Annotated in this window: 15 protein-coding genes; 4 read left to right on the top strand and 11 right to left on the bottom strand. The window is 72.9% G+C overall.

Going from position 1 to position 16,330, the window contains the following annotated elements:
* The 5 genes from ACFPL3_RS02495 to ACFPL3_RS02475 form a co-directional block, all read right to left on the bottom strand.
* Positions 1-396 carry a cytidine deaminase gene (locus ACFPL3_RS02495; RefSeq protein ID WP_343943705.1) on the bottom strand — a complete coding sequence of 132 codons (396 nt, stop codon included), beginning with the start codon at positions 394-396 and terminating at the stop codon, positions 1-3.
* Positions 397-401: 5 nt separating this feature from the next.
* Positions 402-1,607, bottom strand: coding sequence for an ABC transporter permease (locus ACFPL3_RS02490; protein WP_343943718.1), 1,206 nt, complete (start codon positions 1,605-1,607; stop codon positions 402-404).
* A gap of 50 nt (positions 1,608-1,657) precedes the next feature.
* Positions 1,658-2,749, bottom strand: coding sequence for an ABC transporter permease (locus ACFPL3_RS02485; RefSeq protein ID WP_343943704.1), 1,092 nt, complete (start codon positions 2,747-2,749; stop codon positions 1,658-1,660).
* A complete protein-coding gene (locus tag ACFPL3_RS02480) occupies positions 2,746-4,350 on the bottom strand; it encodes an ABC transporter ATP-binding protein (protein ID WP_343943703.1) in 1,605 nt (534 codons plus the stop codon). Before ACFPL3_RS02480 ends, ACFPL3_RS02485 begins: the two co-directional genes overlap by 4 nt.
* 90 nt (positions 4,351-4,440) lie before the next feature.
* Entirely contained in the window at positions 4,441-5,553 is a 1,113-nt protein-coding gene (locus tag ACFPL3_RS02475; protein WP_343943717.1) for a BMP family lipoprotein, read from the bottom strand.
* A gap of 232 nt (positions 5,554-5,785) precedes the next feature.
* On the opposite strand from ACFPL3_RS02475, the gene ACFPL3_RS02470 reads away from it, so the two are divergent.
* The gene (locus ACFPL3_RS02470; RefSeq protein WP_343943702.1) at positions 5,786-6,946 is read left to right on the top strand and encodes a D-alanyl-D-alanine carboxypeptidase family protein; all 1,161 of its coding nucleotides are present in this window, start codon (positions 5,786-5,788) and stop codon (positions 6,944-6,946) included.
* Positions 6,947-7,146: 200 nt separating this feature from the next.
* On the opposite strand, the gene ACFPL3_RS02465 is transcribed toward ACFPL3_RS02470, so the two are convergent.
* Together ACFPL3_RS02465 and ACFPL3_RS02460 are read right to left on the bottom strand one after the other, a co-directional pair.
* Entirely contained in the window at positions 7,147-8,316 is a 1,170-nt protein-coding gene (locus ACFPL3_RS02465) for a C45 family autoproteolytic acyltransferase/hydolase (protein WP_343943701.1), read from the bottom strand.
* Between the two features lie 14 nt (positions 8,317-8,330).
* The gene (locus ACFPL3_RS02460) at positions 8,331-8,885 is read right to left on the bottom strand and encodes a GNAT family N-acetyltransferase (RefSeq protein ID WP_343943700.1); all 555 of its coding nucleotides are present in this window, start codon (positions 8,883-8,885) and stop codon (positions 8,331-8,333) included.
* 79 nt (positions 8,886-8,964) lie between these two features.
* Between ACFPL3_RS02460 and ACFPL3_RS02455 the strand changes: the two genes are divergently transcribed.
* Entirely contained in the window at positions 8,965-9,906 is a 942-nt protein-coding gene (locus tag ACFPL3_RS02455; RefSeq protein ID WP_343943699.1) for a GntR family transcriptional regulator, read from the top strand.
* A 30-nt stretch (positions 9,907-9,936) separates the two neighbouring features.
* Here ACFPL3_RS02455 and yhjD read toward each other — a convergent pair whose 3' ends face one another.
* The 3 genes from yhjD to ACFPL3_RS02440 are packed head-to-tail and all read right to left on the bottom strand — an operon-like array spanning position 9,937 to position 12,208.
* The gene (gene yhjD / locus ACFPL3_RS02450) at positions 9,937-10,971 is read right to left on the bottom strand and encodes an inner membrane protein YhjD (protein WP_343943698.1); all 1,035 of its coding nucleotides are present in this window, start codon (positions 10,969-10,971) and stop codon (positions 9,937-9,939) included.
* A gap of 12 nt (positions 10,972-10,983) precedes the next feature.
* Positions 10,984-12,003, bottom strand: a complete 1,020-nt coding sequence (gene trpS, locus ACFPL3_RS02445; protein ID WP_343943697.1) for a tryptophan--tRNA ligase — start codon at positions 12,001-12,003, stop codon at positions 10,984-10,986.
* 31 nt (positions 12,004-12,034) lie between these two features.
* A complete protein-coding gene (locus ACFPL3_RS02440; protein WP_343943696.1) occupies positions 12,035-12,208 on the bottom strand; it encodes a hypothetical protein in 174 nt (57 codons plus the stop codon).
* 89 nt (positions 12,209-12,297) lie between these two features.
* On the opposite strand from ACFPL3_RS02440, the gene ACFPL3_RS02435 reads away from it, so the two are divergent.
* Both ACFPL3_RS02435 and ACFPL3_RS02430 read left to right on the top strand, forming a co-directional pair.
* Positions 12,298-13,344 (top strand): alcohol dehydrogenase catalytic domain-containing protein, encoded by a 1,047-nt coding sequence (locus ACFPL3_RS02435; RefSeq protein ID WP_343943695.1) that lies wholly within the window; start codon positions 12,298-12,300, stop codon positions 13,342-13,344.
* Positions 13,345-13,395: 51 nt separating this feature from the next.
* Positions 13,396-14,415 (top strand): NAD(P)/FAD-dependent oxidoreductase, encoded by a 1,020-nt coding sequence (locus ACFPL3_RS02430; RefSeq protein WP_343943694.1) that lies wholly within the window; start codon positions 13,396-13,398, stop codon positions 14,413-14,415.
* Between the two features lie 873 nt (positions 14,416-15,288).
* Here the strand turns inward: ACFPL3_RS02430 and ACFPL3_RS02425 are convergent.
* Positions 15,289-16,326: a zinc-dependent alcohol dehydrogenase family protein gene (locus ACFPL3_RS02425; RefSeq protein WP_343943692.1), complete on the bottom strand. Its 1,038-nt coding sequence runs from the start codon at positions 16,324-16,326 to the stop codon at positions 15,289-15,291.
* Between the last annotated feature and the right edge of the window lie 4 nt (positions 16,327-16,330).

The raw sequence follows: 16,330 nt of genomic DNA, 5'->3' as shown, positions 1-16,330 counted from the left end.
TCACGTGGGCAGGTCCTCGGGCCCGAAGGCGTCGGGGAGGACCTCCCGGAGCGGGAGCACGCCGCGCGGGGTGTCCAGCAGGCAGTCCGGGCCACCGAACTCGTACAGGACCTGCCGGCAGCGCCCGCACGGCATCAGCAGCTCCCCGGTGCCGGAGCGGCAGGCGACCGCGGTGAACCGGCCGCCACCGGTGAGGCGCAGCTGCCCGGCCATCGTGCACTCGGCGCACAGCCCGAGCCCGTACGAGGCGTTCTCCACGTTGCAGCCGGTGACGACGCGCCCGTCGTCGCACAGCGCGGCCGCGCCGACGTGCAGGCGGGAGTACGGGGCGTAGGCGGACGCGGACGCCTCGACCGCGGCGGCCCGCAGCGCCTCCCAGTCCGGGGTGTCAGTCACCGCTCTCAGTCACCTTCGCCCCGCCGGTACTCGAGCCCGATGGCCGCCGGTGGCCGCAGGCGTTGCGAGGCCACCGCGAGCACGAGCAGCGTGACGAGCTGCGGCGCGTAGGAGGCGAACTCGCGCGGCACCTCGGGGATCGCCCAGTAGACGGCGTAGACGACGGCGCCCGCGACCAGCGCGATGACGGCCGGGCGCCAGTGCCTGCGCAGCGCCCAGAACACGGCGACGATCACCGCGAGGATCGTGGTGGCGTAGAGGAGCGCGTGCACGGCCTCGCCGCCGGCGCGCAGCTGCACGCCGTCGACGTACCCGAACAGCGCCGAGCCCGCGAGCAGGCCGCCGGGCCGCCAGTTCCCGAAGATCATCGCGGCGAGGCCGATGTAGCCGCGGCCGCCCGTCTGGCCCTCCAGGTAGCCGAGCTGTCCCGGGTTGAGCGTGAGCGCGGCCCCGCCGAGCCCGGCGAGACCGCCGGAGACGATCACGGCGATGTACTTGTGCGTGAACACCTTCACGCCCAGTGACTCGGCCGCCACGGGGTTCTCCCCGCACGAGCGCAGGCGCAGCCCGAACCGCGTGCGCCACAGCACGTAGTAGCTCACCGGCACGAGCGCGAACCCGATCACGACGAGCGGGGTGAGGCCGGAGACCAGGCCGCCGAGCAGGCCGGCCGCGTCGGAGAGCAGCACGCGTTGCTCGCCCTCCAGCGCGGCGAGCCAGTCGGCCAACGGCTGGATCGAGAACGTCTCGAAGCCCTCGATGCGCGGCGACTGGCGCGGGTTCCGCGAGATCGGCAGGAAGATCAGGGTGGCCAGGTACTGGGTGATGCCCATGCCGAGCAACGTGATCGCGACGCCGGACACGATGTGGTTGACGCCGAACGTGACGGTGGCGATCGCGTGCAGCACCCCGCCGAGCGCGCCGAACACGAGCCCGCCGACCACCGCGGCCCACGGCCCCCACAAGAACCCGGCCCACGCCGCACCCCAGGTGCCGAGGATCATCATGCCCTCGAGCCCGATGTTGATGATCCCGGAGCGCTCGGACCACAGCCCGCCCAGCGCGGCGAACAGGATGGGCAGGAGCAGGCGGACCGCCGCCTGCGTGGTGCCACTCGAGGTGAGCTGGTACTGACCCGTGAGCGTGGTGGTGATCGCCAGGATGCCCACGCCGATCGCCACGACGAGCGCGGCACGCGCCCAGCCGGGCATCCGGCGCCCGTTGCGGGTGGTGGGGACGGGCGGTGCCTTCTCGAGCGTGGTCACGACCCCACCTCCGCGGGCTCGCTGCCCGCCGACGCGCGCAGCTGGGCGGCCACGCGCCGCTGCTCGGCCGCGAGCTCGTAGCGGCGGACGATCTCGTAGGCGACGATCACCGAGAGCACCACCGACCCCTGCATGATCAGCACGATCTCGCGCGGCACCCCGACGTTGTCCAGCGCCAGCGCCGACTTGTCCAGGAACGCCCAGAGCAGCGCACCGAGCGCGATGCCCACCGGGTGGTTGCGGCCCAGCAGCGCCACCGCGATGCCGGTGAAGCCGTATCCCTGGGGCGAGGTGAGGGTGTAGGCGTGGTCGCGTCCGAGCAGCTCGGCGAGGCCCACGAGGCCGGCCATCGCCCCGGAGAGCAGGAGCGCCACCAGCACCATCCGGCGCGCGTCCACCCCGCCGGCGGCCGCGGCCGTGGGTGACTCGCCCGACGCCTTCAGCTCGAAGCCGAAGCGGGTGCGGTTGAGCATGAACCCGTAGGCGAGGCCGAGCGCGGCCGCCACGAACACGAACCCGAAGATCGTGCCCGCGCCCCCGAAGGAGATGCCGGGGAAGTGCCCGGTGGGGTCGATCGGGTCGGTGGAGATGTTGTTGCCCCGCAGCACGCCGAACGCGTCGGTGCTGATCAGGTAGGCGATCAGGCCGGTGGCGATGAAGTTCATCATGATCGAGGCGATGACCTCGTGCACGCCGCGGTAGGCCTTCAGGACCGCCGGGACCGACGCCCACAACGCCCCCACCGCCGCGCCCACGATGATGATCACCACGGTGTGCACGACCGGGGGGAGCGTGAGCGCGCCACCGACGATCGCGGCAACGCAGGCGGCGAGCCGGAACTGGCCCTCGATGCCGATGTTGAACAGCTTCATCTGGAAGCCGATGGCCACGGCGAGCCCGGCGACGTAGTAGATCGCGGCGCTGTTGACGATGTCGACCGCGGTGGTGCCCTCACCGACCTGCGTGACCATCACCCGCAGGGCGGTGAGCGGCGAGTCGCCGCTGATCAGCAACGCCACCGCACACAACAGCGCGGCGAAGAGGATGGCCAGCGCGGGTGGCAGCAGGACCGTGCGGATGCGGGTCACGCCGGCTCCTTCCCCGTGTTCGTCGGCCCCGGCTCGACCCCGGGGGCCCCGGCGGACCCGCCCGCGTCGGCGCCGGTCATGGCGGCGCCCAGTTCCTCGGGGGTGACGGTGGCCGGGTCGGCGTCGGCCACCAGCCGGCCCCGCAGCATCACCTTGATCGTGTCGGACAGCCCGATCAGCTCGTCCAGGTCGGCGCTCACCAGCAGCACCGCAAGGCCGTCCGCCCGGGCGCGCCGCAGCACGTCCCAGATGCCGGCCTGCGCACCGACGTCCACGCCGCGCGTGGGGTGGGCGGCGATGAGCAGTACCGGGTTGCCGGACAGCTCGCGGCCCACCACGAGCTTCTGCTGGTTGCCCCCGGACAGCGCCGCCGCGGGCACGTCGACACCGGGCGTGCGCACGTCGAACTCGCGGACGATGCGCTCGGTGTCGCGCCGCGCCGCCGCCCGGTCGAGCACGCCGAGCGGCCCGCCCGAGGCCACCGGCTTGCGGCTCTGGTGGCCGAGGATCCGGTTGACCCACAGCGGCTGGGTGGCGAGCAGCCCGTGGCGGGTGCGGTCCTCAGGTACGTAACCGATGCCCGCCTCGCGGCGCTGCAGCGTGTGGGCGCGGGTGATGTCCGTGCCCGCGAGCTCCACCGTCCCGGCGCTCGCCCGGCGCATCCCCATGATCGTCTCGACGAGCTCGGTCTGCCCGTTGCCCTCGACGCCCGCGATCCCGAGCACCTCACCGGCCCGCACGACCAGGTCGACCCCGTCCAGCACCGGGCGCCCGCCGCCCTCGGCCTCCAGCGTGAGGCCGGTGACGCGCAGCACCACGCGATCGGTCACGGTGGACTCGCGGGTCTCCGGGCTGGGCAGCTCGCTGCCGACCATCATCTCCGCGAGCTCGCGGCTCGTGACCGTCCTGGGGTCGGCGCTGCCCACGCACGTGCCCCTGCGGATCACGGTGACCCGGTCCGCGATGGACAGCACCTCGTCGAGCTTGTGCGAGATGAAGACGAACGTGAAGCCGTCGTCGCGCATGCTGCGCAGCGTGGCGAACAGCTCGTCGACCTCCTGGGGCACCAGCACGGCCGTCGGCTCGTCCAGGATCACGGTGCGCGCGCCGCGGTAGAGCACCTTGAGGATCTCGACGCGCTGGCGGTCGGCCACCCCGAGCCGCTCGACGAGCAGGTCCGGTGCCACCTGCAGCCCCACGGTGGCCGCGAGCTGGGCGATCCGTACGCGCGCCGCGGCGCCCATGCCGTACAGCGCCTCCGCGCCCAGCAGCACGTTCTCGGTCACCGTGAGGTTGTCGGCCAGCATGAAGTGCTGGTGCACCATGCCGATCCCGGCCTTGATGGCGTCGGCGGGCGAGCGGAAGTGCACCACCTCGCCGTCCACGGAGATCGTGCCCTCGTCGGGTTGCTGCATCCCGTAGAGGATCTTCATGAGGGTGGACTTGCCCGCCCCGTTCTCGCCGCACAGGGCGTGCACCTCGCCGCGGCGCACCTGCAGCGAGATGTCGCTGTTGGCGACCACGCCGGGGAAGCGCTTCGTGATCCCCGCCAGCTCGACGGCGTACTCGCCGCGCGGCGGCGCGGACTCCACTACTGCCATTCCCTCCAGCCTTCCGGGGACGGACGCACCAGGGGCCGGGATCCGTGCGGACCCGGCCCCCGATGGTGCCTCACGGCGATCCCCCGGCCGTCACTTCTCCTTGGGGACCTGGATCTCGCCGCTGATGATCGCGGCCTTGTAGGCGTCCAGCTGGTCGGTGATGTCGTCGATCTGACCACCGGACGTGGAGTAGCCCACGCCGTCGATGGAGAGGTCGAACGCCTCCGGCAGCGCGTCCGTGGTGCCACCCGCGACCGCGTTGATGTAGTTGAACACCGCGACGTCGACGCGCTTGAGCATCGAGGTCATGATCACCTCGTTGACCGGCGGGGCGACGGTGTTGTACTGGTCGGAGTCGACGCCGATCGCGCGCTTCGGCGCCTCCGGCGTGTTGGCGGCGTTGACGGCCTCGAACACGCCCTGGCCGGACGCGCCCGCCGCCTGGTAGACGATGTCGGCCCCGCCGTCGAGCTGGCCACGCGCCACCTCGGTGCCGCGGGCGGAGTCGTTGAAGCCGGAGAAGTCGCCCGCCGGGCTGATGTAGTCGACGTCGACCTCGATGTTCGGCGCCACCGCCTTCGCGCCCGCCACGTAGCCCAGCTCGAACTTCTGGATCAGCGGGGTGTCCACGCCGCCCACGAAGCCGATCTGGCAGGTCGTCGTCTTCAACGCCGCCGCGGCGCCCACGAGGAACGAACCCTGCTCCTCGGCGAACACCAACGGGGTGACGTTGGGCAGCTCGACCGTGTTGTCGTCGACGATCGCGAACTGCACGTTCGGGTTCTCGGTGGCGACGGTGCGCAGCGGTTCCGCGTACTTGAAGCCCACCGCGATGATCGGGTTGAACCCGTCCGCGACCAGCTGACGCAGGCGGGTGGCCGCCGCGTCCTCGCTCTCGTTCTCCGCGGCGGCGAGCTCGCGCGTGTTCTCCTGCTGCAGGCCGAGGTCGCTGATCGCCTTCTCGAGCCCGGCGGCGGCGGAGTCGTTGAACGACAGGTCACCGCGCCCGCCGATGTCGTAGGCCAGCCCCACGCGCAGCGCGCTGGCGTCGGCGTTCGGGGCGATCGGCTCCGGGGTGGTGGCGGCACCTCCCGCCGCGGCGGGGGCGGGGTTGCGCGTGCACTCCGTACCGGCCGCGCCGCCGCCCTGCTGCGTGCTGCCCGTGTCGCGGGCGCAACCCGTGACCACCAGCGCGCTGGTCAGCACGGCTGCTGCCAGAACGAATCCTCGACTGATCCGCAAGGGAGACCTCTCCTGATCCGGCGGGACGACGGTGGGGAACCGTATCCGAGACCCCCGGCTGTTCACATGATCGTCCGAGGGGCGTGACCGAATCGTCGACTCCGGAGCGTGACGACCCCGCCCCATCCCCCATTCGATGATCATCCCGGTGTCGACCGGTCCTTTCCCGCGGAACCGATTTACAGTCGTTGACGTGCGATGGGTCACGGTGGTGGCGTTGGTGCTCGCACTGGCGTGCCCGGCCGCCGCGGCCGCGGATCCACTGCCGGTGGCGAGCGTGACGCTGGGCTGCGAGGGGCAGCAGGTGCCGCCCGGCGGTCCCGTCGACGAGGAGGAGGCGGACCCCCCGCCCGCCCCGCTTCCGTGGCCGGCGCAGCCCGTGGGCGGGCCGCGGATGGGCGCGTGCGGCCTGATCGGGCCGAGCGACGCCCCCGAGCTCAACGCCGAGTCCTGGGTGCTCGCCGACCTCGACACCGGCGCCGTGCTCGCCGCGCGCGCACCACACGCCCGGCACCGCCCCGCGTCCACGCTCAAGGTGCTCACCGCGCTCACCGCCGTGCGGGAGCTCAACCCGGACCAGGTCGTCCAGGGCACGGCGGAGGACCAGGCGATCGAGGGCAGCAAGGCCGGCATCGGCCCGGGCGGGCAGTACACCGTGCGCCAGCTGCTCGCCGGCCTCCTGCTCAACTCCGGCAACGACACCGCGCAGGCCCTCTCCCGCGCGATGGGCGGCGACGGCCCCACCCTCGCCGCGATGACCGAGCTGGCCCACGACCTGGGCGCCCTCGACACCCGCCCCGCCACCCCGTCCGGGCTCGACGGGCCGGGCATGTCGTCCTCGGCCTACGACCTCGCCCTGATCTTCCGGGCCGCGATGCGCGAGCCCCTGTTCGCGGAGACCACCGCCCTGCGCTCGGTCCCGTTCCCCGGCTACGCCGACCACCCCGGGTTCGTGCTCTACAACAGCAGCAAGCTGCTCGCGAACTACGAGGGCACGATCGGCGGCAAGACCGGCTTCACCGAAGCCGCCCGCCACACGCTCGTCGGCGCGGCCGACCGCAACGGGCGGCGGCTCGTCATGGCGATGATGCGGGGTGAGCAGAGCCCCACCCCCATGTGGAAGCAGGGTGCCCAGCTGCTCAGCTGGGGATTCGACCTGCCGGCCACCACCCCCGCCGTCGGGCAGCTGGTGGAGGAGGCGCCGCCCCCGCCCGCGCCTCCCCCCACCGTCTCCGACTCGGCTGCCGCCACCACCCTCGCGCTCGAGCCGGTCCCCCCGCTGCTCCCGATCGGCCTGGGCGCGATCGCCATCACCGGGATGGTCATCGGCGGCCTCGCCCTGCGCCGCCGCTGACGGCGACGCGCGTAATCGCCCCGCAGAACGCGCAACTCGCGGCTCAAAACGGGAGACTCGCGCACCCCGACCCCTGGGGCGCGAGTCTCCCGTTCGGCGGGCCGAGTTCCGCGTTCGGTGCGCCGACTCCCGCGTCCCCCTGGGCGCGAGTCTCGCGTTCGGAGAGCTGAGTTCCGCGTTCCGTAGCCGACGGCGCCTGCTCAGACGCGCTGCAGGGTCCGGGCCGGGAACTCGAGCTCCGGGCTGTACCGCGGAGCACCGCCGGGCTCGTCGCCCAGGTAGAAGCGGGTGGCCATCGTGCAGCGGTCGAGGTCGAAGACACTGCGCCACAGCGTGCGGACGGGGTAGGGCGTGTCCGTGGCGGCGTCGACGCGCACCACGTCGAGGGCCTCGCGCATGCGTTCCGCGGACAGGCCGCCGCCCGCGGAGCGCTCGGCGATCGTGCGGTGGCGCCGGTAGGTCAGCAACGACTCGACGGTGTCCTCGGGGAGGTCTGCCGGGTCGGGGTGGCGGTGCAGCAGGTGGTTCGTGACGCACAGCGCGCCGTCGGACCGCACGGCGTGCTCGTCCCCGCCCGGCCCGCGCTCCCACACGAACGCGTCGCCCGACCGATCCCCGACGAGGTAGTGCAGGGGCACGCCGAGGTCGTACTGCTTGGCCCCGAGCAGGGCGTCCAGCGCCGCGGCGGCCGTCGTGCACGTGTCCAGGAGGAAGCGGGGCAGCTGGGCGGTCGCCAACCCCACCTGCGGGCCCGCCTCCACCGGCGCGGAGACCGTCTCGGCGTCGGCGATCAGCAGGGCGACGGCCAGCCCGTGCTCGTTGACGCCCTCCATCGCGCCGTCCAGCTCGTTCATCGTGAGCACGGTGGTGGCGGGCCCGTCGTCGGGGATGCTCGTGATCACGTGCGGGCGGGAGGACAGCGGGAGGCCGGTGTCGCCCTCGGGTGCGGGGCGGCCGTGGAGCATCGCGAACAGGGCCTCGGCGCTGGTGGTGAAGAAGTCGTAGTTGCGGCCGAGCACGGCGCGCCCGTCGGTGGTACGGCCCGGTGGGTAGTAGCTCGCCGAGCAGGCGGAGCCGACGGGGACGCCGCCGGCGCCGTCGAGGTGCACGGTGTCGTCGTCGGGGTCGAGGCCCAGAGCCTCGGCCGCACCGCGCATGCGGGCCAGGTGCTGGGGCCAGTGCCGGGCGAACCACGCGCGCCGGGCCCGGGCCTTCACCGGGTCGGCGGGTTGCGGCCGCCACCCGTGGACACGGCGCGCCTGCTCGGCGAGCGCGCGCCCGATCTCGGTCTGGCTCCCGGACGCGGTGACGTGGTGCACGGCCATGAAGTCGGCGTCTCCGCCTGCGACGATCTCGGTGGTGACGGGCATGGTCTCCTCCTGGTTCAGGGACGGGGGTTGCGGCGCATCGGCCGGACGACCGGGCCGTCGGGAAGCGGGATGGGGTCGCCCGCGTCACGGAAGCCGTACCGCAGGTAGAGCTCCCGGCTGCGGGCCGAGCTCGCCTCCAGGTACGCGGGCAGGTCCTCGGCGTCGGCGCGGTCGAGGCGATGGCGCAGGAGGTCACCGCCGAGTCCGCGCCCCCGTTCGCCGGGCACGACGCCGAGGAACGCCAGGTACAGGTACGGCTCTCCGGCCGGGTGCCGGTCGGCGGTGAGTTCCTGCACCGTGGCGAGCCGGGCGAGCTCGGGCGGGAGTGGTTCCTCCTCGACGGCCTGGCCGTCCGCCGGTCGGCGCAGCCAGACGGCGACCGCCGTCCCGCCGGCGGTGACGGCGAGTTTGCCGTGCTCGGCCGACGCCTGCACGACTCGGCCGAACACGCGCGCCGCCCAGGCGCCGTAGCGCTCCTCCGGCAGGAGCCAGCGCGCCACCGGGTCGTCGGCGAACGCCCGGGTCAGCACGTGGACCGCGGTGTCGACGTCAACTGTTTCGATCACCATGCGTACACCGTATTGCCGTACTGACACCGCTGGAACACACCGCGGTACGGTTTCCCTGCGCACTAGTACAGTTGTGGCCGTGGGACCCGACGAGGCGGGCGAGCCGCCCTACCTGCGGATCGCCGCTGCCCTCCGCAGCCGCATCGAGAGCGGCGCGTTGCGGCCGGGCGATCGCGTGCCGTCCACCCGGCAGGTGGTGCGCGACTTCGGGGTGGCCATGGCCACGGCCGGTCGCGCGCTGGCGGTGCTGCGCGACGAGGGTCTCGTGGTCACGCGCCCCGGTTCGGGCACGGTGGTGCGCACGCGCGGCGGCCCCGCGCGGCGCCGGGCACCGGATCGTGAGCTCGGCACCGGCCGGATCGTGGCCACCGCGATGGCGCTGGCCGACGCGGAGGGCCTCGACGCCGTCTCGATGCGCAGGCTCGCCGCCGAGCTGGGCGTGGCCCCGATGTCGCTGTACCGGCACGTGGCGGGGCGTGACGCGCTGGAGCTGCTGCTGGTGCGCGCCGTGTTCCGGGCGCGCCCGCTGCCCGACGCCGGGCCGCCCGGCTGGCGGGCCAAGCTGGAACTCGTGTGCCGCCTGCAGTGGCGGGCCTACCGCGCCCACCCGTGGCTGGCGGAGCTGATCTCGATGACGCGCCCGGTGCTCCTCCCGGAGGCCATGGCGCACACCGAGTGGACCCTGAACGCGCTCGACGGGCTCGGCCTGAGCGCCGCCGAACGCGCCCGGGAGGCCCTCACGCTCGCCGCGCTGGTCCGCGGGCTGGCCGCGAGCGCGGCGGCGGAGCTGCGCGCGGAGCGCGAGACCGGGCAGGGCAACGACCAGTGGTGGAACACGCTGCAGGACGAGCTGGACGCCCTGATGCGCTCGGGCCGGTTCCCGATGCTCGCCGGCCTGCCCGAGGACGCGGTCCGGGACCTGGACGGTCTGCTGGAGCACGCGCTCGCCCGCCACCTGGACGGCCTCGAGATGCGGCTGGCCCGGGGCGGCGGCGGTACGAACGGCACACCCGTCCGATAGGCGCGTACGGACGGTCCGCTCGTACGGTCGCTACTCGCCCGCGCGACGGCGGCCGAGCAGGAGGCGCCCGCCCAGCAGGCCGGTCACCAGGCCGGCCCCCAGCAGCCCGACCGCGGCCCCGCCTGCCGGCGAACGGCGCACGACCACCTCCGAGTGCAACACCGGCGGTTCGGGGACCGGCACCGGCTCCTCCTGCTCGTTCTCCCGCGCGGTGGCGGCCCACGCCGTCACGAAGAGGACGAAGCGGGAGGCGAAGAACACGAAGACGAGCAGACCGAGGACCGAGCCGAACACGGCACCGCTCGGCGACGAGGTGACGCTCGCCAGGTAGTAGGTCATGACCCGCTTGAGGATCTCGAACCCGACCGCGCCGAACAGCGCCGCCTTCACCGCGCTGCGCAGCGTGGCGTGCTGGCGCGGGAGCCGGGCGATCACCCACAGGAAGATCAGCCAGTTGGCGAGGAGACCGAGCAGGAAACCGAGCACCCCGAGCAGGAACCGGGCCCAGCCCTCGTCGGCGAGCCCGACCAGGCCCAGCACGTCCTCGGCGAACCCGGCGAGCACACCGGTGATCGCGAACGAGCCGACGAGCGCCACCCCGAGGCCGCCCAGCGCGAGCAGGTCGAACAGCAGCCGCTTGGGCATCGCAGGCGTCTCGGGTACCTGCGCCCACTGCTCCGACAGCGCCTCGCGCAGGTTCGACATCCACCCGATCCCCGAGTAGAGCGCACCGAGCAGACCGACCACACCGACGGCGGTGCGCGACGCGATCGCCTGCTCGATGATCGGGTTGATGATGTCCCCGAGCCCCGCAGGCACGTTCTCCGCGATGCCCTCCTGCAGCTCCCGCAGCAGATCGGGGTTGAAGAACAGCACGTAGCCCGCGACGGCGAAGCCGATCATCAGGAGCGGCACGATGGACAGCACGCTGAAGAACGTGATCGCGGCGGCGTAGTGGTCGCCGTGCCGCTCGGTGTAGCGGGTGGCGGCCCGCAGCACGTGGTCGAGCCAGGCGTACCGCGCCCGCAACCGCTCGATCCTCGACGGCTTCTCCGGTGCGGCCACGGCGTCACCCCCTCACGTCGGCGGCAGGAAGCCGATCCTCTCGTGGACGGCGGCCAGCGTCGCGCCGGCGACCTCGCGCGCCCGGGTGGCTCCGCGGGCGAGCACCCGGTCGAGCTCGGCCGGGTCGTCCCGGTAGGTCCGTACCCGTTCCCGCAGCGGCTCAACGAACTGCGCGACGACCTCGGCGAGATCCTTCTTCAGATCGCCGTAGCCCTTGCCCGCGTAGTCGGTCTCCAGCTCGGAGATCTTCCGGTCGGTGAGCGCCGAGTAGATCGTGAGCAGGTTGGAGATGCCCGGCTTCGCCTCCGGGTCGAAGCGGATCTCCCGCTCGGTGTCGGTGACCGCCGACCGGATCTTCTTGGCGCTCACCTTCGGCTCGTCGAGCAGCTCGACGATCCCGGCCGGGCTGGACGCCGACTTGCTCATCTTGGCCGACGGGTCCTGCAGGTCCTGGATCTTCGCGATCCCGGCGGGGATGACCGGCTCCGGCACCGTGAACACCTTGCCGAAGCGCGAGTTGAACCGCTGCGCGAGGTCACGGGTGAGCTCGAGGTGCTGGCGCTGGTCCTCGCCCACCGGCACGCCGTCGGCCTGGTAGAGCAGGATGTCGGCGGCCTGCAGGATCGGGTAGGTGAACAGGCCCACGGTGGCGCGGTCGGCCCCCTGCCGGGCGGCCTTGTCCTTGAACTGCGTCATCCGGCTCGCCTCGCCGAAGCCGGTGAGGCAGCCCAGCACCCACTCCAGCTGCGCGTGCTCCGGCACGTGGGACTGCACGAAGAGCGTGCAGCGCTGCGGGTCGAGCCCCAGCGCGAGCAGCTGCGCCACCGCGTTGCGGGTGCGGTCGGCGAGCGTCTTCGGGTCGTGCTCGACGGTGATCGCGTGCAGGTCCGGGATGAAGTAGAACGCGTCGTAGGAGTCCTGCATCGCCACCCACTGCCGCACCGCGCCCAGGTAGTTGCCGAGGTGGAACGAGTCCGCGGTCGGCTGGATACCGGAGAGCACCCGTTGGCGACGGTCGGTGGGGGCGGTCATGGCCCCGATTCTCCCAGGAGGCGCGAGCCGGTTACGCCGGGGCGGTGCCGTCCTGCTCGGGTTCGTCGTCGACGACGCGCTGCACCTGGACGGTGCGGTTGTCCAGGTCGATCGGCCCGAGCTGGAAGTGCTGCTCGCCGTCGCCCGCCTCGGTGGACTCGTCCCGGATCTTCCGCCCGGGGAACATCTCTCCCAGAACGCCCATGCGGCCACGGTACGCGTCGCAGGATGAGACAACCGGAAGTGACCTGCCTCACTAGCGTCGCGCGCGACTGCGACCAGCGGAGGCACCAGATGAAGGCACTCGTCTACCACGGTCCGGACACGAAGGCCTGGGAGGACGTCCCGGACGCCGCCGTGCAGGAGCCGACCGACGTCGTGGTCAGGGTCGACACCACCACGATCTGCGGTACCGACCTCCACATCCTGCAGGGCGACGTCCCCGCCGTCACCGACGGGCGGATCCTCGGCCACGAGGCCGTGGGGACGGTCACCGCGGTCGGCGATGCGGTCCGCGGGTTCTCGGTCGGCGACCGCGTGCTGGTGCCGGCGATCACCAAGTGCGGCCGCTGCGAGTACTGCCAGCGCGGGATGCCGTCGCACTGCCAGACGGTGGGCGGGATCGGCTGGATCTTCGGGCACCTGATCGACGGCACCCAGGCCGAGTACGTCCGCGTGCCGTACGCGGACACGTCGCTGTACGCGGTGCCCGACGGCGTCACCGACGAGCAGGCGATCTTCCTCGCCGACTCGCTCCCCACCGGGTACGAGGTCGGGGTGCTCGCCGGGAACGTCCGGCCCGGGCACACCGTCGCCGTCGTCGGTGCCGGGGCCGTCGGGCTCGCCGCGGTGCTCACGACGGGGCTGTGGGGTGCCTCCAAGGTCATCGCCGTCGACACCAACAAGTTCCGGCTCGAGAAGGCGGTGGAGTTCGGCGCCACCGACACCGTCGAGGCGGGGCCGGGAGCGGTCGACGAGGTCATCTCGCTGACCGACGGTCTCGGCGTGGACGTCGCGATCGAGGCCGTCGGCTACCCGGAGACGCTGCGCACCACGGCCGCCCTGGTGCGGCCGGGCGGCACGATCGCGAACATCGGCGTGCACGGGGTCCCGGTGGAGATCCCCATGCACGAGATGTGGATCAAGAACGTCACCATGACGATGGGGCTGGTCGACACCGTCTCCATCCCCACCCTGCTCAAGATGGTGGCGAGCGGTCGCATCCCGGCCGAGAAGATGGGCACCCACTCGTTCACGTTCGACCGGATCGACGCCGCCTACGACGTGTTCAAGAATGCCGCGGCCAACCAGGCGCTCAAGGTCGTGATCACGCCGGGCTGAGCGGCCGGAACTCGATCGCCCCCACCCGGCAGGCGGCCTAGCCTCCGGCCGGTGGCGGATGTCGTGGTGGTGGGCGCGGGGATCGTCGGCGCGTCGATCGGGTACCACGCCGCCCGGCTCGGGGCGGATGTGACGATCGTCGACCGGGGCATGCCCGGTTGCGGCGCCACCGGGGAGTCGTTCGGCTGGATCGGGGCCTCCGAGCCCGGGACCGGACCGGGCGGCGCCCTGCGCGCCGCCGCGCTGCGGGAGTACCGGCGGCTCGAGGACGAGGTCCCGGACGTGCGCGTGCGCTGGTCGGGCTCGCTGTCGTGGGGTGGGGCGGAGCCGCCGCTCGAGCCGGGGCGGCACCTGGTCGGCGCCGAGGAGGCCGCCGCCATCGAGCCGAACCTGCGCACACCGCCGAGCCGGGCCGTCCACATCCCCGGTGACGGGGCGGTCGACCCGCAGGCTGTGACGGACGCGCTGGTCACGGCCGCCCGGACGCGGGGTGCGCGGCTCGTGACCGGCACCGGGGCCACCGCCCTGCGGCTCGTTGGCGGCCGGGTCGCCGGCGTCGACACGACGGGCGGGTTCCTGGAGGCCGGCACCGTGGTGCTGGCGGGCGGCGCGGAGATGGCGGTGCTCTGCGCCCCGCTCGGCGTCACCGTGCCGGTGGCGCCGTCACCCGCGATCCTGCTGCGGCTCGCCGGCCCGGCGGATCTGGTGCGCACCCTCGTCGCCACCCCCGACGTCGAGGTGCGCGCCGGGCGCGACGGCGAGCTGCTCGCCCCGATCGCCTACAACGGGGAGGCCACGGCCGCCGAGCTCACGCGGCCCGCGGAACGGGCCCGGGACCGGATCGCCGCGATGTTCCGCGGGGCGCAGGACGTCCGTCTGCTGAGCGCGCGGGTCGGCGTGCGGCCGATGCCGGCGGACGGGCACCCGCTGATCGGCCCGCTGGTCCCCGGCGCGTACCTGGCGGTGATGCACTCGGGCGTGACGCTCGCACCCGTTGCGGGGCGGCTCGTCGCGGAGGAGGTCGTGCACGCCGTCGAGGCCCCCGAGCTGCGGGGATGCCGCCCGAGGTGATCGCAATGGGCCCCGCCCCCGTTGGACCAACGGCACATCCGTACGCACCTATCGGACGGAGGGGCCGTTCGTACGTGCCCAGCGTCGAGACACCGGAGTTCGAGGACTGCAGGCCGCGCTCCTCCGCACGGCTACGGGGCTGCGATGCAGGTGTTCGACTAGACGAACTGGACGAGTTCACTCTGGATGGCGCCAGGACGCGGCGGAACGAGGCGATCTTGGATCTCGATCCTGCGAGTCCCACCGTCAGGACATGCGATCGCACGGGTCACGATCGGCGTGACGACCGCTGCGGCAACAGCAACCAGGACAATACTGACGACCGTCGGCAAGCGCCGTGCTTTTCCGAGCCACCCCCACGATCTCCCGGTAGAGGACCGTGCGTTTCCAGCCAACGACATCCGAGCCTCCTCTTCGCTGCGAAGAGAAGAGCACGGAGCGTTCCCATGGAACGCCGAACAGCTGAAACCTGAGTAGAACTACCCAGCCCCGTCAGTCAGCATCATCTTCGACGCGCTCGGTCATACGTCGCTTGCAACCGCCGACCTCGGTACGTCATCCAGCACGTAGGCGCGATGGCAGCCGATTCACCGGTCAGGCCGCCTGCTGGAGAGAGTCACGATCACCGAGCCGACGATCAGGGCGGTGAGCAGGCTTGCGATCATCTGCAGCCACAGCGGTGAATCTCCGAGTGCCGCACTCACCACGGCTCCCGAAAAAACAGCGACAAATGCCATCCCTGCCCTCGCCGTACGACTCATCGTCCTGAGCTTGGACAGCAAGGGCCCCTCCGACGAGTTATCGTCGCGATCGACAGGAGACCACGCCCCGTCTTCCTGTACGACCCACCGTAGCGTGTTCGGCTCTCGATCCTCAGTGGCCGAGCGCGACCACCGTCATCCCCGCCGGTGTCGATCCGTCCATGCCCGCCAGCGCGGCACCGGCCTCCTCGAGGGGAACGACCTGCCCCACCAGCGACGCCGGGTCGAGGCGGGCCCTCGCGATGAGATCGAGCAGGCCGCCGTACTCGTGCGGGGCGATGCCGTGCGAGCCGTGCACCGACAGTTCCCACGCGAGCACGCGGTCCATCGGCAGCGGCGGTGTGGCGGCCGCGCCCAGCAGCAGCCCGACCTGCACGTGCCGGCCGCGCCTGCGCAGCGAGAGCACGGAGGCCACAGCGGTGGCAGGCGAACCGAGCGCGTCGATCGAGACGTGAGCGCCGCCCCCGGTGATCTCCTGGACGGCCGGGGCGGCGTCCTCGGCCGAGGCGTCCACCACAGCGGCCGCCCCGCGGTCGCGGGCCAGCGCGAGGGCGTCGGGCGAGACGTCGACGGCCACCACACGCGCGCCGAGCGCCGACCCGAGCAGCACGGCCGACAGGCCCACGCCGCCGCACCCGTGCACGGCCAGCCACTCCCCCGGGGCGATCCGCCCGTGGGCCGTGAGGGCCCGGTACGCGGTGGCCACCCGGCACCCGAGCCCGGCCGCGGCGACGAACGACATCTCGTCGGGCAGGCGCACCAGGTTGACGTCCGCGGCGCGGACCACGACCTCCTCGGCGAAGGAGCCGTGGTGGGTGAAGCCGGGCTGCGTCTGGTCGGGGCACACCTGCGGGTCGCCCGCGCGGCAGAACGCGCAGACCCCGCAACCGCAGACGAACGGCGCCGTGACCCGGTCCCCCGGCCGCCAGCCCGTGACGTCCGCGCCCACGCGCGCGACGACCCCGGCGAACTCGTGCCCGGGCACGTGCGGCAGCGGCACCGGGTCGTGCCCGCGCCACGCGTGCCAGTCCGAGCGGCAGACCCCGGTGGCCCGCACGGAGATCACCACGGCGTCGGGCGGGCACTCCGGCGGCGCCAGCGAGCGCACGTGGAGGTCGCCCCCGTGCGCCTCGTACACGACAGCGCGCACTCAC

The organism is Pseudonocardia zijingensis (assembly GCF_042657305.1).
GTDB lineage: Bacteria > Actinomycetota > Actinomycetes > Mycobacteriales > Pseudonocardiaceae > Pseudonocardia > Pseudonocardia zijingensis.
This window is presented reverse-complemented; position numbering and strand designations above follow the sequence as displayed.